The sequence below is a fragment of the Pseudomonas sp. Irchel 3A5 genome, assembly GCF_900187575.1.
GTDB classification, from domain to species: Bacteria; Pseudomonadota; Gammaproteobacteria; order Pseudomonadales; family Pseudomonadaceae; genus Aquipseudomonas; species Aquipseudomonas folii.
Map to the genome: position 1 here is coordinate 28,549 of NZ_FYDU01000023.1, position 18,730 is coordinate 47,278.

Genomic DNA, 18,730 nt, shown 5'->3' on the forward strand with positions numbered 1-18,730 from the left:
GCTGCGAAGCATTTACCCTGACACATCTCGATCGCAGCCTTCGGCAGCTCCTACAGGCCAGATGTGAGCCGCGCGACAGCGCAGTGTTGCCCGAGCCTCCTGTCAAACAGGCACAGCAACATCCCCCTGCCCCGTCGCATCCAGCGCCTGGCGTACAAATCCGCTGGCTTTCTGCCGTTGGATAAAGCGCTGCACAAACTCGGCACCTGCCACGCGCTGGCGAGGGACTGCCATGGCCTGGCGAATCGATGTAAATGCTCCCTCAAGCACCCGGTAACCTGAATGACTAGCGGCGAATTCCTCCAGTGGCTGGCGAACCCCGGCTGCTGCGTCCAGCCCCTGCGTCAGAAACAAATCCACTGCCGCAGCTGAAGTTTCTGCGCGGCACAGTTCGGCGTGCTGCAGTGTTCTGCTCAGATACAGGTCGTAGGCAGCGCCCTTACCCACCGCCAGTCGCAGGCCACTGCGATCCAGATCATCCACTTCCTTGAACGCAGAATCTGCAGTAACGAGGTAAGTCCCTTCAATGGCGACGTAAGGATCACTGAACGCGATCTGCTCCGCGCGCACGGGCTCGATGGCCAGAAATGCAACGTTCCATGCAGCCTGTTCCAGTGCGGCGAACACCTTGCCTGCCGCATCGAACGTAACCATTTCCAGACGCACGCCCAGCGCTTCGGCCAAGGCTTTTGCGAGCTGAACGGAAACCCCTTGAGGGCTGCCATCGGCCGCCTTCTGCGCGAGCACCGGATTACCAAAATTGATGGCAGCGTGCAGAACCCCGTTGGGCGCAAGGTCAGCCAGTACCGCCGGGGATATTTCGCTCATGTTTTCTCCTGATTATTTTTAGGCAAGGCAAATTCCTACTGTAGGAGCGAGCTTGCTCGCGATAGCGTCAGTTCAGGCGATAATTTTTCCATAGCAAAATCGAATCGCGAGCAAGCTCACTCCTACAGGATCCAGTTCAGCCTAGAACAATGCGTTTGAAATAACGCCCTCCAGCAGCTCAATAACTCCCAATTATTACCAATCCCGCAACAGTGTTTTCCGCAAATGCGGAATGACAATTTGTCGCAGGCTGGGCTTTTTTTGATATCGTTGCAAAAGTAACCAGTTAGTTAATTGTTTGCGGAGTTCCATCGAACTGAGCCGTGTCGTCAACGTAGAGCTTCTAAAGTCCCTTCGCGACCACTGCCCGGGAGCAGCTTCATCAGCTGATTCCTCCACTACGCTTAACCTTTCACACCAACGCTCACGCGTTATCAGGATCATTCACCATGACTAAGTCTCAACCTACGGCATCCGTCAGCCGCTGGCCCATCTGGGTCGCGGCGCTCGGCGTGCTGGTATTTGGATTACTGTTCACAGGGCTGGGCGGCTTCCTCGCCTCGGTTGGCGGCAGCTGGTACTTCCTGCTTGCCGGTCTCGGCATGCTCATCTCTGCGGTACTGCTCTTCAAACAGCGCCTCACAGGTGCATGGCTGTTCGCAGCCGTCATGGTGCTGTCCATCATCTGGGCCCTGGCTGATGCCGGCCTGAACTTCTGGCCGCAAATCTCCCGTCTGTTCGCACTGGGCGTATTGAGCCTGGTGGTTGCGCTGGTCTACCCGACACTGCGCAAAGCCAATGGCCTGGTGAGCGGTCGCGGCGGCTACGCATTGAGCGGGTTGCTGGCACTGGCCATCGTTGGCGGCGTATGGGGCATGTTCATCCCGCACGCATCGGTTTCCCCAACCGGTGACGGCCCGGGCCTGACCAAAGTCGACCCTGCCAAAGCGCAGAAAGACTGGGCCCATTACGGTAACGATGAAGGCGGCAGCCGCTTTGCGGCGCTGGACCAGATCAACCGCAACAACGTCGCCAGCCTGGTGCCCGCCTGGACTTACCAGACCGGCGACGTCGCCATCAGCGACGGCAACGGTGCCGAAGACCAGATGACCCCGCTGCAAGTCGGCGACAAAGTGTTCATCTGCACCCCGCACAACAACGTCATCGCCCTGGATGCCGACACCGGCAAACAGCTGTGGAAGAACGAAATCAACGCACAGAGCAAGGTCTGGCAGCGTTGCCGTGGTCTGGCGTATTTCGATTCGACGGCCGCACTGGTTCAGCCGGTTGACGGCAGCACACCCGCCACCGCTGTTTCAGTACCCGCAGGTGCCAACTGCCAGCGTCGTCTGCTGACCAACACCATCGACGCGCGCCTGATTGCCGTGGATGCCGACACCGGCGAGTTCTGCCAGGGCTTCGGCACCAACGGTCAGGTTGATCTGAAGGCTGGCCTGGGTAACGTGCCGGACTCCTACTATCAACTGTCGTCCGCACCGCTGATGGCCGGTTCCACCGTTGTCGTGGGCGGTCGTGTTGCTGACAACGTTCAGGCCGACATGCCAGGCGGCGTGATCCGTGGTTTTGACGTGATCACTGGCGCGATGCGCTGGGCGTTCGATCCGGGCAACCCGGAAGACAAAAAGGCGCCAGCGGGCGACGCCACTTATGTGCGCAGCACGCCAAACAGCTGGGCGCCGATGTCTTATGACCCGGCGATGAACACCATCTTCTTGCCGATGGGCAGCTCGTCCACCGACATCTACGGTGTTGAACGTACCGCGCTGGACCACAAATACGGCGCTTCGATTCTGGCGTTGAACGCGACTACCGGCGACGAGAAGTGGGTCTACCAGACTGTCCACAATGACCTGTGGGACTTCGACCTGCCGATGCAGCCGAGCCTGATCGACTTCACCAAAGCGGACGGCAGCAAAGTGCCGGCCGTGGTGATCGGCACCAAGGCCGGTCAGATCTTTGTACTTGATCGCGCTACCGGCAAGCCGTTGACCAAAGTTGAAGACGTAGCGGTCAAGGCTGGCAACATCCCCAACGAGCCGTACTCGCTGATTCAACCCCTGTCGAGCGGCATGCCGCAGATCGGGACCAAACGCATGACCGAATCGGACATGTGGGGCGCGACGCCGTTTGATCAGATGCTGTGCCGTATCTCGTTCAAGCAAATGCGCTACGAAGGCCTGTACACAGCGCCGGGCACCGACAAATCGTTGTCCTTCCCGGGCTCCCTGGGTGGCATGAACTGGGGCAGCCTCTCGACTGACCCGGTCCACGGCTTCATCTTCGTCAACGACATGCGTCTGGGCCTGTGGGTCCAGATGGTGCCGCAACAGAAAGACGCCAAGGCTTCTTCCGGTGGCGAAGCGCTGAACACCGGCATGGGCGCAGTGCCGCTCAAAGGCACGCCGTATGCCGTGAACAAAAACCGCTTCCTGTCGATTGCTGGTATTCCGTGTCAGGCCCCGCCGTTCGGCACCCTGACCGCGATCGACATGAAGACCCAGAAAGTCGCCTGGCAAGTACCGGTCGGCACCGTTGAAGACACCGGCCCTCTGGGCATCAAAATGCACCTGCCGCTGCCAATCGGCATGCCGACACTGGGTGGCACCCTCTCGACCCAAGGTGGCCTGATCTTCATCGCCGGTACGCAGGATTACTACCTGCGCGCCTTCAACTCGGCGAACGGTGAAGAAGCCTGGAAAGCCCGTCTGCCAGTCGGTAGCCAGGGCGGCCCGATGACCTTTGTTTCGCCGAAAACCGGCAAGCAATACGTGGTCATCACCGCCGGTGGTGGCCGTCAGTCCCCGGATCGCGGTGACTACGTGATCGCTTACGCGCTGCCTGACAGCAAGTAATCGATAACAATAAAAACCCGCTGCCACTTAATGGTGACAGCGGGTTTTTTATTGGCTTGGTTAAAGCCTGTCCCACGACCTTTCACTAATATTGAGATGCATCTGTGGGATGTCCCTGCAAACTCAAACTCCCTGTGGGAGCGAGGCTTGCCCGCGATATGGGCGCTATGGTGCATCAGGTGAATTAACGACTCACATCTACCGCCATTGAAAAACGCTCCTACCAAGACACACTAAATCGCCTTGCGCTGCCCCTCCAACCCCATCACCGACGCCTCAACCAGCGCACGCGCCGCCTCCAACTGATGCACAACCGAGCGCGCCAATGCCCGAAATTCCGGCGTGTGGTTATCTGCAGATTCGTAAGCCGTAGCGGCGGCGCAGGTTAAGTATTCGCAAGCAAGCACCAGGGCGTCATTAACGCTGACATCTGGTTTTACCGTGAAGAGGCTGAAATTTGGTGCGGATTTGATCATGTGGGATCTCCCTAAAAGATTGAGACGCCATGGCGAGCCTGCTGACTTAATGTCAGCGCACCGGTTGGCGATTGTTACTCCTCGATTGGGGGGCCAGTCAAAACCGGTCGCTGATTACGCGACGGACGGAGATTATTCGGTGACTGAGAGCGGTGCAACAAGCGCTGTCCGATATAGCGGAATTTCGGAATAGTCCTACAGGCTTGGAGAGTTCTGCCATGTAGTCATCGCGCGTAGAGTATTGCTGCCGCAACAAGCCTGAAGGTAAAAAGAGCAATCCCAAGCAGGCTTGAATGCTAAAACATTCATGATTACGCCTGCGCAATCAGCTGACCTGATTACTGCTTCAAATCAATCATGAGCTTGTCGACCATTAAATCAACGGCATGACCAAAAGCAGTCCGCAATGCCTCTGGGTCCGTAGCGTAACGCTGGGGAGTAAATGCTAGATCATTGCCGTCACTGAGCGCCGTGATGGTCTCAAAGTTACGCCAGATCTGTTCGTCACCACGCCGCATGACTGCAGAAAGACCTATCGTCGGGTACAGCTCAGTACTGAAGTTTTTCAATGACACGCCCCACTCCGTCACAATGAACTCTATTTTTGCATCGGCTGTGGCAGCATCCGGAGTGATGGTAAATAGTTTTTCTTTCGTTATCCGCGCCTCAAGTCGCTCTCGAAGGATCACGCCCACATCGATATCGTTGCGCTGCATATTGAGACGGATCGCTTCAGCCGGACTGACCCTTGTGTTATTCGTCGCCGAAGCAGCACTCGCTCCCGCCAATACCGCTGGTGAAATCTTGGAGCCAGTCACCATACCTGAAGCGGCTCCCACTCCCGCGCCCAGTCCGGCTTCCCAGGCCTGATCCATGCTGTTGTACGTGAATTTCCCCAAAGACATGTCAATCGGGACAATCCAGATGGATTTGACGAGTTGCCTGTTTTCGTTGGACAGGTCTTTGGTGACGCACCCCGCCAGCGAGGCGACGAGGCAAATACAGGCTGCTATTTTTTTGAAAGAACAATCCATTTCTGATTCTCTGGGCGGTATTAATTTTAGCTAGCGGAAAAAGGGTTGCATGACGACGCAAGCATATCAAGCTCGGTATGTTTAAGAGAAATTGAAGAAAAACCGGGGTCAGACCACGGTTAAGCACAAACCAACCCCTTCAGAAAAACCGAACTATTAAAGAACAATACAACAATCGTGGCCTTACCCCATCTCCCTCCCGCTTTCTGTAAAATCGAACCTCACCCACCTGCATTTTTAACTAATATTTGGTGGGCGCGTGCCATATAGTAGCAATATTCCTCTCCCGCACATTTTAAAACCCCCCTATCCCACCAACTACTTCCCTCTTCCACATCAACGCCGGGCTGCATTAAGGACTTGAACTCCTCATCTAGAAAAGCTAAATACTCAAAACACCCCTTCAACTCACCCGCACCATAAATGTTCGAGCAGTTCTTTAATTCCTGTAACAAAGACCTGACTCTTATTTCATTCCGATACTCAGAATAGTCCCATCTATACCCATCCTTACACTGCTCTATAAAAAACTCCCACTTCATAACCAGAGACTCCAAACTTTCACTTTCATACCCAAGCTTTGCCAATAAGACTGCGTACTCCTTAAAAACACCCTCGCTACTCATAATTGCTCCTGGAAATACTTTAACCGCACGCCAGCGTCACCTTCAGGTCTAAAAAAGGTATTTATCTTTCCGTTACGCATGACGCCAAAATACCCTGTTGACGGTTCGAATCTAAGAATGGATCCATCTGCGCGAGTCCCTTGCAAGGCGCCCTCCCTCATGGCAGGAGACCAAAAAGATTTAGCGGCACTCACATAGGAGTCTAACGAACTAAATTCTGGCATATCTGCACCATCTGACTTCGCCAAGGCCTTACCCTTCCCCCCCAAAACAACCCCTTTAGCTTGTTTTGCATAGTGTTCAAATGCTTTACGTCCATTTGAGAAGTCAGGCAAAGCCTGGATAACCTTAGATCCTCTCTTCTGAGCAGCGTCCCGTACACTTGTCCAGGTTGCTGTCGCTGCAGTAGCCGCTGTACCTGCCGTTGCAGCTGCCATAGTCGATCCGGCGCCGAAACCCATTGCACTGCCAGCAGAAGCAGCAAGTGTGCTGGCGGCACTGGCAGTAACCACGGAAACGATGATGATAATCACCAACATCGCACCCTGCCCCAGGCTCGAGTGGCTTTACTTATCGGCGTCGTGTGTCTCTTTGATCAGTTGCCAATCCACATCCCCGCGCTGCTCGGCTTCCTTCAGCCATGTCAGCTGCGGATCGGCCTTGACCATGGCATCAATGGCCTGGCTTACCGTTTGTTTGTTGACTTCCTTGATATCGATTTTCAAGCCATTGACGGCTTTTATCGTCAGTTCGCCGTTAGCAATCATCCGGGTTTGGCGCAAGGTCTCGTCGGTGTTGCCTTTGCCCGACATAGAGGTCCAGGCCTAACTGCTGCAGCTCTCTCGTGACTCTCCTGATTGAGATCCTTCACACCTTCAAACGTTATCGACCCACCACTATCAATCGTCAGGTCCTTGCCACTCTCCAGCCTCGCAGCCTGATACTTTTGATCGCCACCACTCACCAGCAGGAGGTCACCACCCGTGGTGATCTGGCTGCCGATGTTTTTTACGTCAGTGACTTCGTTGTGCCGGGTTTTCCCGGAGCCAAACGAGCCCTTTTTCTTTTTGTCGTACAGAGAGTAATCACCGTCCTGCGCAGCAAGAATCTCCAGGTTTTCGCCTGCAACCAGATAAGCTTCCTGCCCTGCCGTAATCTGGCTGGAGATAACGGTAAGGTTTTGCCCTGCCTGCAAGTCGACGCTGCCACCTGCGTTAAGATCCGAAATCACTTGGCTGACATGATCTTCCTGCCTTGTCAGTTTTTTGCTCTTCGACAGGGAGTGTTCTTCATCTGCGGCGGAGCTGATCAAGAGGTTTTCAGTCGCGGCCATAGCGATATCGCGCTTAACGTCGATCTGGCTGGCGATGATTGCCGTCATATCCCGCCCGGCCTGGATTTTCATGTCACGACTGCTTTCCTGCACGCTGCCACGAAAAGCCTCATGTCATTGGCCGCCTCCGCCCGGGCAGCACTGTCAGCAAACTGGCCGCGCTTTGGTGCGCATGACACTCGACCTGAAACTCATCCGCAGCGAGAGACAGTGATGCGACGCCTATCGCATTCCCAACCAAAACCTTTGCTGTTCAGGGGACATTCATTTGCTATTAAAGCCACCCTGTCATTACCCTCATACGAATGAACACATGACTATGGGCGCGGGCCGACCCAGGATTATCCGGCCAGTTCAAACCATTATTAAACTTTACTTGTGGTTCTTTTGATATTGTCGGACACTCTGCATTAATGACAATATACAGGCGTCAGCCAACCGACTTGGAATTCACAGCTGAATTCGAGCCGACAGCACGCAACGAAAAAGATTCAACCCTGCCTGACAAATGGTTTGCATAAATAATAAAAACCAGCAAAAACAGAGAGTTAACGAAAGTAAGCCCCCTCTTCCACCCTCGCGTCAAAACACCACAAAACCTGTTAAAGACTCGTTACAAATGTAAAAGTTTCGCCCTCTGAAATTAATATCAAAAACCTCATTTAAAACTTTGCGCCCACCGCGAATGCTGCTAATAATCGGCCCAGTTCCGGGGAGCAAGGCAATGCGCCATCTCACACGAAGTGAATAATCAGCTTCCTTCCGATTCAACCCCGGCCTAAAAACTATTCGGTAGTTTGCTCAAAATGCCATCAGGCTTTGAGCTGACTGCTTGTGCGGCGCAAGAAACTTGCGCGAGGAGGGCATCATCGCTCGCAGTGAATCCAGGATTAAGGTCCTATCGATCTTCGGCACGCGTCCCGAAGCCATAAAAATGGCTCCGCTGGTTAAAGCACTGGCGGCGGAATCTGGCGTTCACTCGCAGATCTGTGTCACAGGCCAGCATCAAAGCATGCTGAAGCAGGTGATGGATCTGTTCGACCTCACGCCTGATTTCAGTCTTGATGTGATGAGGCCCAATCAGACCCTCAATACGCTGACGTCTGCTCTTTATGGCGCGATTGATCCGATACTGGAAATGATCCAGCCGGACCGCGTTCTGGTGCATGGCGACACCACTTCAGCCATGGTTGCCGCGATGGCCGCATTCCACCGTCGCATCCCGGTTGGCCATGTTGAAGCAGGACTGCGCACGGGTGATATTCGTTCGCCGTGGCCGGAAGAGATGAACCGTCGCTGCATCGACCTGGGCGCCGACCTGCTGTTCGCGCCGACCTTCGAGTCCCGTACCAACTTGCTCAGTGAGCGTCTGCAAGGTCGCTCGTTTGTCACTGGCAACACGGTCATTGATGCCCTGCAAATGACCGCTAGCCGGATCGATCAGGACCATGCACTGCGTGAAAGTCTTGATAGCCAGTTTGCGTTCATCAAGCCTGGCCGCAAGGTGTTGCTGGTCACCGGCCACCGTCGGGAAAATTTTGGCGACGGCTTCCTTGATATCTGCAAGGCGCTGCGTCAGTTGGCGAGCCGTAAAGACATCCAGATCGTATACCCCGTCCATTTGAACCCTAACGTTCAAGGCCCGGTCAACGAGCATCTGGGCGGTCTGGATAACGTGCATCTGATCGAGCCGCTGGACTATCTGGCGTTTGTTCGCCTGATGCAGCGTGCCCACGTGATTCTCACCGACTCAGGCGGCGTACAGGAAGAGGCGCCTTCCCTCGGCAAACCAGTGCTGGTGATGCGTGATGTCACCGAACGCCCTGAAGCTGTCGCGGCGGGAACGGTTCGACTGGTCGGTACCAAGCCAGAATCCATCATCAGTGGCGTTGCGGCCCTGTACGACGATGACCTGCTGTGGCGTCGCGCCTCCCAGGCGGCCAACCCGTATGGTGACGGCAAAGCCAGCTCCCGAATTGTCGACGTCCTGCTGGGCAGACCCATGCATGAGTTCGTGGTGGGCAAATCGCCGCAAGGCACTGAACGCCCCCTGATGATCCCGAACCCGGAATTCACCCGTCCGGTTTCCACATTTCAATAAACATTTGCCCCTTAACAGCCCGAGATCTGCCTGAATGAAGTCTTCCGTTGCCACCCAATCGGGCGCGCTCAGCGCCCTCGCCTGTGGCGTGAGCCTGCTCGCGCTCATGCCGAATTTCGCCCTGGCCGCGGACAGCCCGCTTACTCAGGCAATCAACCGGCTGAACACCGATACCCAACAGCAGCGCGAGATCCGTCTCAGCGACCTGGGTATCGATGCGCCGATCATCCTCGGCTCCACTGACTCGCGCCGCGAGCTGTATCTTCCGGTTCCGGCCGGGGTGCCGCTAACTGACGCGACCCTGCAATTCGACGCCAGCTACCTGAACGGCGAAGGCGGACGCAACACTATGTTGCTGTCGCTGGACGGTTTCCCGGTACGTGCCGAAGGCCTGACCGAGCCGCAAGGCAACGCCAGCGCCACGTTGGGCGTTGACAAGGCAGCTCGCGACAGCGGTTCAGTACGATTGGGCGTCGCCTGGTCGTCAATCGTTTCCCGCGTTCTTTGCGAAGACGAACGAGTGATCGGTAATGTGCTGCGTATCGACCCGGCCACCCGTCTGACCTACAGCTACGACGCCAATGATCTGCAGGACATCGGCGCGGCGTGGAATGCCCTCCCCGGCAAACCAGGCATCATGGTTGCTCCAGGCAGCCTGTCTGCTGAAAGCTACGACGCCGCATGGCGTATCGGTGTCGCTCTTGAGCGCATCGGCAAGCACGCACGCATCCTGCCCTTCCCTGCTTTGCAGGACAGCGTCGACCTGAGCGCTCTGCGCATCCCGGCTGAGCTGCTGAACATTCCGGCCTTCGCCAGCCTTAATGGCAAAGGCACCCAGACTCTGAGCGACCCGGCACAGATCGGTGCCTTGTTGGTGCTGGGCCAGACGCCAAACGTACAAGCTGACTTGGCGATCAATGATCCGCAGTTGCTTAAGGCAATCAACGATTCGCTGGATGCCTTGCAGGCCCAGATTCAAAGCCGCGACGCGACTGCAGTCGATGCGTTTAACCAATGGCGCGAGCGTCACATCAACGCAGGCCAGAAAACAGGTAAGGAAAACGTGCGTCTGGCATTGCTGGGCAGCCGCCCGATGCTGATGATTGCACCCGACGCTACCACCAAAGCGCTGACCATGTTCAGCTCCGCCTGGAACAAACTGGCCCGCACCCGCCAGTTGTCCATTAGCGAAGCACAGGCGCCGCTGGATACCGATGGCCGTGTAGCGCTGTCGCGACTGGGCGGCCAGCCGGGCACCATCGACGTATTGGCCAAGGCTGACTGGAGCGCCTCGTTCCCGTTGGGCGCCGTGGCTTATGACGGACGTCTGCCGGTCAAAGCGGTGATTGATATCGCTGCCGCGCCAGGCGCATCGGACACTGCTCCGGTTGCCTCGGTGTTCCTCAATGATTACCTGATCGGCGCTCAGCAGCTTGATACCACGGGCGAGAAGCAACGCATCGAAGCGCGCATCCCGCGTTACGCATTGGGTTCGACCAACGTCCTGCGCGTTTCCTTCCAGCGTCAGCCGGTCAGCGATCGTTGCCTGGAAACGCCACAGGCGTTCCCGGTTTCGGTACGCCCGACCAGCCACATCGTCCTCGAAAAAACCACGCCAAGTGATGACTTCGCAGGCATGGCTGCACGCTTCGCGGTTGATACTCAGGTATTGGTCCCGCAAACCTGGCTTGATCACCCGGCCAGCAGCTTGCCGCAAGTGATTTCAGTCGCAAGCGCCACCGGTGTTTCGCCACTGCGCGCGCAGTTGAAAGTCAGCGCTGACCCGAAAACCGCGGTCAAACCGGAAAAATCCTTCCTGGCTTTCGCACTGCCAGTCGCCGACAGCAAGCAAGCGCTGCAAGTCGATGACCAGGGCCGCCTGCGCATCAACGACAAAGATAAAGTCTTGCTGGACGTCACCCAGTTGAACAACCTTGCTTCGTTGCAAGTGGTCGAGTCCGGCAGCCAGCGTGGTCTGGTTTATCAGGCTCTGGGCAGCGATGCCCCGCAGTTCGCCAAGCCAATCCTGCTGACCCGCGGCGATACCAGCGTGCTGGGCAACAACGGTGTGCTGACCACACTGGACAGCAAAGACCCGAACGGCAGCCGCATGATTGATGACGACGAGCCAAAAGGTCTGGATGCATGGCGCACGCCTTCGCTGTTGTGGCTGATTCCGGGCGGCATTCTGTTGTTCCTCGTGCTGTTGCTGGCTGGCCGTAGCGCCCGTCGCAATCGCCAGTAACGGGAACCTGAGATGACGTCGCTTTATTGGCCTTACTGGCTGGCCCACTACTACAGCGTTCTGGAAGTCGCCACGATTGTGATCGCGGTGCTGATCCTGATTTCCAGCCTGGACGATCTGTTCATCGACCTGTGGTACTGGTCTCGCCGGATATTCCGCAGCTTCACCGCCGGGCGCAAATACCGGCCCCTGACCGCCGACCAACTGCTCGCCCGGGATGAGCAACCCCTGGCGATCATGGTTCCTGCGTGGCTGGAATACGACGTCATCGCACCGATGATCGAGAACATGGTGTCGACGCTGGACTACCAGAACTACGTGGTTTTTGTCGGCACCTACATCAACGATCAGCGCACCATCGACGAAGTCGAACGCATGCGTCGCCGTTACAAGCAGTTGCACCGTGTAGAAGTCCCGCACGACGGGCCGACCTGCAAGGCTGACTGCCTTAACTGGGTGATTCAGGCGATCTTCCTTCACGAAAAAACCCACGGCATGACCTTCGCTGGCGTGGTCCTGCATGACAGTGAAGACGTGCTGCACCCGCTGGAATTGCGTCTGTTCAACTACCTGTTGCCGCGCAAGGACATGATCCAGCTGCCGGTGGTGTCCCTGGAACGCAACTGGTACGAATGGGTTGCGGGCACTTACATGGATGAGTTTGCCGAATGGCACGGCAAGGACCTTGTGGTGCGCGAAAGCATGAGCGACACCGTGCCTTCCGCCGGTGTTGGCACCTGCTTCTCCCATCGGGCATTGCAAGTGCTGGCCGGGGAAACCCAGAACATGCCGTTCAACACCGACAGCCTGACCGAGGACTATGATGTAGGCGCTCGCCTGTCCAAAGTCGGCATGAACGCGATCTTCGTGCGCTTCCCGGTGGAATACCGGGTGCTGCGTAAATCGTGGTTCAGAAAGCCTTACGAATCGACCCTGAAAATGCCGTTGTGCGTACGGGAATTCTTCCCCGATACATTCCGCACCGCATTTCGTCAGAAAGCCCGCTGGACACTGGGTATCGGCCTGCAAGGCTGGGAACAGATGGGCTGGACCGGTTCGCTGGCCAACCGTTATTTGCTGTTCCGTGACCGCAAAGGTGTTGTGACGGCTTTCGTCAGCATCATTGCGTACCTGATTCTGGTGCAACTACTGGTATTGATCATCCTGCGTCAAAGCGGCGTGTGGGATGTGAGCTTCCCTACCCCGTTCGAAGCCAACGGCTGGATCAAATACCTGTTGCTGGCCAACGGCATCGCATTGGCCTGGCGCATCGTGCATCGCTGCTATTTCACGGGCGTGCTGTATGGCTGGCAGCATGCATTGCTGGCCATTCCACGCATGGTCGTCGGCAACTTCGTCAACTTCATGGCCGCCTCCCGTGCCTGGAAGATGTTTATCGTTGGCAAGGTGATGAACCGCAAGCTGGTCTGGGACAAAACCATGCATGACTTCCCGTCCACTGACCTTGTAGCGGTTGCCCCGCGCAAGCTGGGCAGCGTGCTGCTGTCATGGCAAGCGATCAACGACACCAATCTGGAAAGCGCACTGGCCGAACAACAGACTCGCCAACTGCCACTGGGGCGCATTTTGCTCAATAACGGCTGGCTGGACGATGAAACCCTGGCCGAAGCCATTGCCTTCCAGAACGACTTGCCACGGGTGTTCGACGTGGCCGCCAAGGCTGAGCGTGCAGCACCCGCGCTGGCCGACGAATTTGCCCTGCGCTGGCGGGCAGTGCCTGTTGGCCTGAGCCCTGAGGGCCGTCAGCAAATTGCCGTGGCCAGCCCATTGTCAGCCGAAGGGCTTGAGCAGGTCAGCGCGCAACTGGGCAGCGAGCCTGTGCAGTTGATCGCTCGGGAAAGCGAAATCATCAATCAGTTGCGTCAGCTTGATGCACCGGATGATCGCGCCTTGCCGCATGCCAGCGCACCACTGCTGGGTGATCTGCTGATCGAAATGGGTCTGCTGGATCGCAACGTGTTCAACGATGCGATGCTGCATTACAAACCACAGCAACATGGTCGTATCGGTGATTACCTGGTGGATATCGGCGTACTGCCCCGCGCAACCATCGAACAGGCGGTTGCCCGTCAGCACAGCCATTATCAGCCGGAGCCGGCATTATGAAACGCTCTCTGCTGAGTCTTGTGATCGCCGGTGCAAGCCTGCTGCCAGCTTTAAGCTACGCCGAAGCCCTGCCGCTGCCGTTGACCGGCCCGGCCTATCAAGCGGCAAACGAAGCCTACAGCGCTTACGAGCGCAAGGATTACGATCTGGCGATTGCCAAAGCCCGCGAGGCTTTGCGTCAGCGTGCAGACGTGACCCGCTTGAATCGGCTGATCGAACTGGCGCAACGCGACAAGGAAGCGCGCGATAACCCGCGCCGCTATCCGCAAGCGAAGTCAGCTCCGGGTTTCAGCGTTGCCGCGCAAGCGTTCAAAGCGTACGACCGCGACGACTTTAGTCTGGCCGCTCAGTCCGCCCGTAAAGCTATCGCCGTGGCACCCAAACGTATGGATTACCGGCTGTTGCTGATCGAATCCCTGCAACGCCAGCAGCAATTGGTTGAAGCCGATCAGGCAACGACTGAAGCGCTGCGGGTATTCCCGGATGACGACGCGCTGCTGATGCGCCGCGAAGCCATCCGCCGCCAGATTGCCGCACCGCTGGCCATTGCCGGTTATCGCGCGCTGGAACAGAACAACCTGCCGCTGGCAGTTGAACAGGCCCGCAGGGCTGTCGGCTGGGCGCCGGAAATCAGTGCAAATCAGCAACTGCTGATCAGCGCCCTCCTCGCCTCCAAGGACTATCCTGCCGCCGAAAAAGCTGCAACCGCCGCGCTTGCTCAGGACGACGGGGAGATTGCGCCCTGGGTGCTGCGTAGCTATGCACTGGATCGCCAAGGCAAAACTCAAGCCGCACAGGCCGACTTGAATCAGGCGCTGGCCATCGACGGCCTGCTGGATTCCGAAGAGCGCGAGATTCGCTTCTTCGCAGCCGATCTGGCCCTGGCCAACGGCAACCCGCAACAAGCGCTCGATCAATTGCAGCAACTGAAGCCAGACGAAAGCGGCGAAGTTGCCCGTCGTCGTGCCGCTGCGCAAGTCGTTGCACGCCAACAAAGCAATGGCCTCAAAACTGCAGTTCGCTTCCCTGCGCCCGCACTGAACTGCCAGGAAAGCGCCTTCGGTCTGATCTGCGATATCTGGCCGGGTAACCAGCGCGATGCCGGGACTGACACAGCCGTGCAGGCGTATGCCGCACTGGCGCGCAAGGACGCCGCTTCAGCAGCCACCCTCGCTCAGGAAGCGATTCGTCGCGCACCGCAAAATCCGGCGTATCGCAGCCTTCTGGTCAGCGCGCTGACCGAACAGAAGCGCCTCCCGGAAGCCATCGACGCGGCCAGTGAAGGCATTGCCGCCAATGGCGACGATGCACGTTTGCTGGCGCAACGCGGTCGTCTGCGCCAACAGACCGGGGATGATTCCGGAGCGCGCAAGGACTTCACTCAAGCGCTGGCACTGGGCAGCCTGCCCACGTACGAAGAGGCCAGCCTTTATGCCGCGTTGGGCCAGCGCCAGACCGCACGCGAGCGCTTGCAGCAATCGCGCGATGCCGGTGAGCTGGAAGGCATGAGTAATCTTCAGGTCGCGTATCTGTCCGTACAGGCCGGTGACGACGACGCCGCGCATGAATCATTCCGCAAGGCCGACGCCGAAGCCCCGCTGCCGCCAACGGCTACCCAGGATGCGGCTTACAACGCCATGCGCGTCAACGACGACGAGCAGGCGGTGGGCTACTTCAAGCGTGTGATCGATGCACAGAATGCCGGTGAACTGGACATGCCTGCGCAACAGTTGTTCGATACCCGTCGCGCAGTCGCCGATGTCTCGCGCACCTGGGGCCTGATCAGCACCACCAGTTATCGCGGTAACAGCTCCAGCAGTGGATTGAGTTCTGCGCCGAGCACCGGCAGCAATGGCAACGGTGGAAGTGGCGGCAGCAGCAACGACAGCCTGCAAAACAGTACCGAACTGTCGTGGCGGCCGCTGGGTTATCGCAACGCACGCTTCGTCGAGCTTTACGGCCGGATCACCGACACCCTGTGGGCCAAGAACAGCGACTCCGACACTGGTGTGGATGCTCTGCAAGGCGCGTTGGGCGTCAGGGTCAAACCGTTCTCTTCGCTGAACGTGATGGCGGCTGCAGAGCGAACCTTTCCACTGGGCTCGTCCAATATCGACGGCGACTGGTTGCTGCGTCTGGGCTACGGCTCCAGCATCGGCACCGATCTGCGGGTCGATACGCCTAGCTGGTGGACTTCGCAACTGTTCGCCGAAGCCGGACACTACGTCAACGACTCGCGCAACTACTTCAACAGCGAATGGCAAGGCGGTCGCAGCTACGCCATCGGTGGGACCGGCTCGCGCTGGGTCACCTTCCCGCATGTGGTGGCGGCTTACGATTACGACTCGAAAATGAACAGCGAAACCGGCTCCGATGGCCGCGCGGATTACTCTTCAGGCCACGCGGCAGGCGTTGGTGTGGGTAACAACGTGCGCTATTGGTTCCGTGAAGACGCGTACAACGCGCCACGCTCTTATGTGGATTTTTCTCTGCAATATCGAGTGAAAGTGTCTGGCGATGACCGCGCCAAAGGCGTGTTTGCCCGACTGACTTACTCTTACTGAGGACTGATATGTACCCTCGAATCTGCATGTGGCTGGGCTTGAGCCTGGCCGCCACGACGGCCCACGCCGCGTCCGAAATCGCTCAGCTGTACGAATCCAAATTACCGGAAGGCTCGGCCTGGGTTCGGGTGGTCAATCCAACCGACACCACGATGCAGGTCCGTATTGATAAGGGCACCAGCTTCAATCTGTCTGCCCAGTCAGCACCGGCCAGCCCGTTTCAAGTGGTCGATGGCCGTCAGCCTTTGCGTCTGACGGTGAATGGCCGCGAGATAAAAGACCTCAAGGCTCAGGCCAATGCTTTTGTCACGCTGATTCTCGACAGCAACCCGGCCGTTGCACCGCGCGTGGTGATTGATCCGCCGGTGCGTGGCAAGGATTTGCGCGCCGAGCTGAACATTTACAACCTGAGCAATGGCTGTGACAAGGCCGACATCAAACTCGCCAACGGCTCGACGGTATTCAGCCAGCTGCCGCAGAAAGGTCAGGCACAGCGCACCATCAATCCGGTGCAGGCGACCTTGATTGCCAGCTGTGGTCAGAGCGCCAGCCTGCCATTCAAACTTGAACCGTTCAAAGCCGGTGATCGCTACAGCCTGTTCCTGATCGGCTCTGGTCAGACCCCACGACTGGTGGGCCTCGTCGATCAGACTGCGCCATGATCAAGGTTATGAAAACAGCACTCATGACGAACCCCCGCCCCTCTCGCCGCCTGCCGTTATCGGCCATCCTCGCAGCAATGCTGTTGGGTTTTTCCAGCCAGCCAGCACAGGCAGCCTCGGCAGTGATCACCGGCAAGGACGGCTGGCTGTTCCCGGCCTGGGAAAGCCTGACCAAGGTCGACAACGCCGGTACCACTCGCAGCATCGCTTTGATCAAGGACCTGCAACAGCAACTGGAGCGCAACAAGATCGCTCTCGTTGTTCTGGTGGTGCCGATGAAAGCGCCGTTCTATGCGCAACGCCTGCCGGCTGATCAGCCTCTGAGCCCGGCCGTTGCCCAGCGCTACGATCAGTTGCAAGGCGCCATGAATAAAGCAGGCCTGACCACGCTGAATATCAAGCCGATTCTGCAACAGACCGAACAAGGTGATCAGACCGCCTTCTACCGGGCCGACTATCACTGGACCGCCTGGAGTGCCGAAAACACCGCTGATGCAACCGCCCGGCTGATCAATCAGCGCTATAAGCTGCAAGGCGAGCCCGGTGGCGGCGCAGTGCTGGGTGAATGGTTCGACAAACGCGCCTTTGGTGACCTGGCGAGTAACTTCCTGCCAGCCATCAAACGCAAAGCCATTGGCCGCGACATCTACACCGTGCGGCATCAGGTGGAAAAAGACCTGCTGATCGACGATGCCCCAGCGCCCGTACACGTTATCGGCAACAGCTTTGTGCAGCCTTATCTGGGCTTTACTCAGAAGCTGTCCAACGCGCTGGATCGTCCTGTCACTTTGACCTGGAACCCCGGTGATGTCGGGCCGTGGGCCACCCTGCTGCAATATCTGCAATCACCGGATTTTGCCCAGCAAAAACCTCAAGTCATCGTCTGGCAATTCAACGAAGGGCAATTCCATCAAGGCCCTGATGCTTCAGCCAACTGGAACGCCAAAGGCGTTGTGTCGCTGAGCCAGTGGCATCAGCGCATCAAGCAGGCGCTCCCTTGAGGATTTTGGGTAGACCCCTGAACCGTGCGACTCTGACCGCTCTGCTGCTTGCAGCCATGATAGGGACAGGGATCGCCATGTTGATTACCAATGCAGTAAAACCAGTGAAACCCGGCATCGTCGGGATGGTCTGGCAACCGGACAATGCCACGGTAGGCATCAAAGGCGACTGGCATAAACTCGGTGCCCGGGAACTGCTGGTGCAGTGGACGGTGGTGGATGATCAGGCGTTTATTCCCGGTACTGGCCTGCCTGCCGTACCGGTGATGCCGGACTGGACACGGATCGGCAAAGAGCCCTGGGCCAAAGACGTCATCGTCGGTCTGGCCGGGTATTTCAGCGAAAATCGCTCTCGGGACAACGTCGAGCAATTGGCAAAACTGTCCGAGAGCATCGCCAGGTTGTCTTTGCCGTTGCATGTCACGGGTTACTACTTCCCGGCCGAAGTCGATCCGAGCTGGACCAAGGCGAAAGACTTGCCCGCATTGCTGGCCAAGTTGCCGCGACCACTCTGGATCAGCGTCTACGACGGTGCCAATATCGGCCCCGCGGCTACCGCTGACTGGCTCAAGCAGTGGTTGCCGGATGACATTGGTGTGTTCTTTCAGGACGGCGTCGGGGTCTATGCCCGTACCGCTCCGGTGGCTCGCACTTATGCCGACGCCATGCGGGATCGACTGGGCAAGGATCGCGTCAGAATCATCGCCGAGGCCTTCAGGCCGCAATACGGCGGCGGTTTCCGTTCCGCCACCGCAGAAGAACTCAAACCACAGCTGGAAGCGTATGACGGCTACCCGCTGTACCTGTTCGATGGCCCGCATTACGTGACACCGGAGTTGGTAAAACAGCTGTTGAAGTGA

At 57.6% G+C, this 18,730-nt stretch carries 12 protein-coding genes and 1 pseudogene; 8 read left to right on the forward strand and 5 right to left on the reverse strand.

The genetic code is table 11. The annotated features are described in order from the left end of the window. Positions 1–102: 102 nt before the first annotated feature. Positions 103–828 (reverse strand): ABC transporter substrate-binding protein, encoded by a 726-nt coding sequence (locus tag CKW31_RS27870; RefSeq protein WP_095102118.1) that lies wholly within the window; start codon positions 826–828, stop codon positions 103–105. A 449-nt stretch (positions 829–1,277) separates the two neighbouring features. Between CKW31_RS27870 and CKW31_RS27875 the strand changes: the two genes are divergently transcribed. Then, positions 1,278–3,701 carry a glucose/quinate/shikimate family membrane-bound PQQ-dependent dehydrogenase gene (locus tag CKW31_RS27875; RefSeq protein WP_095102119.1) on the forward strand — a complete coding sequence of 808 codons (2,424 nt, stop codon included), beginning with the start codon at positions 1,278–1,280 and terminating at the stop codon, positions 3,699–3,701. Between the two features lie 233 nt (positions 3,702–3,934). On the opposite strand, the gene CKW31_RS27880 is transcribed toward CKW31_RS27875, so the two are convergent. From CKW31_RS27880 to CKW31_RS27895, 4 genes and pseudogenes are all read right to left on the reverse strand, one after another. After that, positions 3,935–4,177: a DUF6124 family protein gene (locus tag CKW31_RS27880; protein WP_095102120.1), complete on the reverse strand. Its 243-nt coding sequence runs from the start codon at positions 4,175–4,177 to the stop codon at positions 3,935–3,937. Between the two features lie 338 nt (positions 4,178–4,515). Beyond that, the gene (locus CKW31_RS27885; RefSeq protein ID WP_095102122.1) at positions 4,516–5,211 is read right to left on the reverse strand and encodes a hypothetical protein; all 696 of its coding nucleotides are present in this window, start codon (positions 5,209–5,211) and stop codon (positions 4,516–4,518) included. Positions 5,212–5,432: 221 nt separating this feature from the next. Next, on the reverse strand, positions 5,433–5,837 hold the full coding sequence (locus CKW31_RS27890) for a hypothetical protein (RefSeq protein WP_095102124.1): 405 nt from the start codon (positions 5,835–5,837) through the stop codon (positions 5,433–5,435). Between the two features lie 377 nt (positions 5,838–6,214). Continuing rightward, positions 6,215–7,269: pseudogene (locus CKW31_RS27895) on the reverse strand (hemagglutinin repeat-containing protein); the annotation flags it as partial. An 835-nt stretch (positions 7,270–8,104) separates the two neighbouring features. Between CKW31_RS27895 and wecB the strand changes: the two are divergent. From wecB to CKW31_RS27930, 7 genes are read left to right on the forward strand one after another with little or no spacing between them, the layout of a single operon-like run. Next, positions 8,105–9,271 (forward strand): non-hydrolyzing UDP-N-acetylglucosamine 2-epimerase, encoded by a 1,167-nt coding sequence (gene wecB / locus CKW31_RS27900; RefSeq protein ID WP_371856825.1) that lies wholly within the window; start codon positions 8,105–8,107, stop codon positions 9,269–9,271. A 34-nt stretch (positions 9,272–9,305) separates the two neighbouring features. Continuing rightward, positions 9,306–11,516 carry a cellulose biosynthesis cyclic di-GMP-binding regulatory protein BcsB gene (locus CKW31_RS27905; RefSeq protein ID WP_095102126.1) on the forward strand — a complete coding sequence of 737 codons (2,211 nt, stop codon included), beginning with the start codon at positions 9,306–9,308 and terminating at the stop codon, positions 11,514–11,516. A 12-nt stretch (positions 11,517–11,528) separates the two neighbouring features. Continuing rightward, a complete protein-coding gene (locus CKW31_RS27910; protein ID WP_095102128.1) occupies positions 11,529–13,643 on the forward strand; it encodes a glycosyl transferase family protein in 2,115 nt (704 codons plus the stop codon). Beyond that, a complete protein-coding gene (locus CKW31_RS27915; protein ID WP_095102130.1) occupies positions 13,640–16,207 on the forward strand; it encodes a bacteriophage N4 adsorption protein A in 2,568 nt (855 codons plus the stop codon). The genes CKW31_RS27910 and CKW31_RS27915 overlap by 4 nt, the downstream gene beginning before the upstream one ends. An 8-nt stretch (positions 16,208–16,215) precedes the next feature. Continuing rightward, positions 16,216–16,869: an alginate O-acetyltransferase AlgF gene (locus CKW31_RS27920; protein ID WP_095102132.1), complete on the forward strand. Its 654-nt coding sequence runs from the start codon at positions 16,216–16,218 to the stop codon at positions 16,867–16,869. Between the two features lie 23 nt (positions 16,870–16,892). Then, positions 16,893–17,870: a twin-arginine translocation pathway signal gene (locus CKW31_RS27925; RefSeq protein WP_095102168.1), complete on the forward strand. Its 978-nt coding sequence runs from the start codon at positions 16,893–16,895 to the stop codon at positions 17,868–17,870. Next, positions 17,867–18,730, forward strand: a complete 864-nt coding sequence (locus tag CKW31_RS27930; RefSeq protein ID WP_371856826.1) for a hypothetical protein — start codon at positions 17,867–17,869, stop codon at positions 18,728–18,730. Before CKW31_RS27925 ends, CKW31_RS27930 begins: the two co-directional genes overlap by 4 nt.

Excerpts from the sequence above, each read along its gene's own strand:
- wecB (WP_371856825.1), top strand. The coding sequence starts at position 8,105 with ATGGCTCCGCTGGTTAAAGCACTGGCGGCGGAATCTGGCGTTCACTCG.
- CKW31_RS27915 (WP_095102130.1), top strand. The coding sequence starts at position 13,640 with ATGAAACGCTCTCTGCTGAGTCTTGTGATCGCCGGTGCAAGCCTGCTG.
- CKW31_RS27920 (WP_095102132.1), top strand. The coding sequence starts at position 16,216 with ATGTACCCTCGAATCTGCATGTGGCTGGGCTTGAGCCTGGCCGCCACG.
- CKW31_RS27870 (WP_095102118.1), bottom strand. The coding sequence starts at position 828 with ATGAGCGAAATATCCCCGGCGGTACTGGCTGACCTTGCGCCCAACGGG.
- CKW31_RS27890 (WP_095102124.1), bottom strand. The coding sequence starts at position 5,837 with ATGAGTAGCGAGGGTGTTTTTAAGGAGTACGCAGTCTTATTGGCAAAG.
- CKW31_RS27880 (WP_095102120.1), bottom strand. The coding sequence starts at position 4,177 with ATGATCAAATCCGCACCAAATTTCAGCCTCTTCACGGTAAAACCAGAT.
- CKW31_RS27905 (WP_095102126.1), top strand. The coding sequence starts at position 9,306 with ATGAAGTCTTCCGTTGCCACCCAATCGGGCGCGCTCAGCGCCCTCGCC.
- CKW31_RS27875 (WP_095102119.1), top strand. The coding sequence starts at position 1,278 with ATGACTAAGTCTCAACCTACGGCATCCGTCAGCCGCTGGCCCATCTGG.
- CKW31_RS27910 (WP_095102128.1), top strand. The coding sequence starts at position 11,529 with ATGACGTCGCTTTATTGGCCTTACTGGCTGGCCCACTACTACAGCGTT.
- CKW31_RS27885 (WP_095102122.1), bottom strand. The coding sequence starts at position 5,211 with ATGGATTGTTCTTTCAAAAAAATAGCAGCCTGTATTTGCCTCGTCGCC.
- CKW31_RS27925 (WP_095102168.1), top strand. The coding sequence starts at position 16,893 with ATGACGAACCCCCGCCCCTCTCGCCGCCTGCCGTTATCGGCCATCCTC.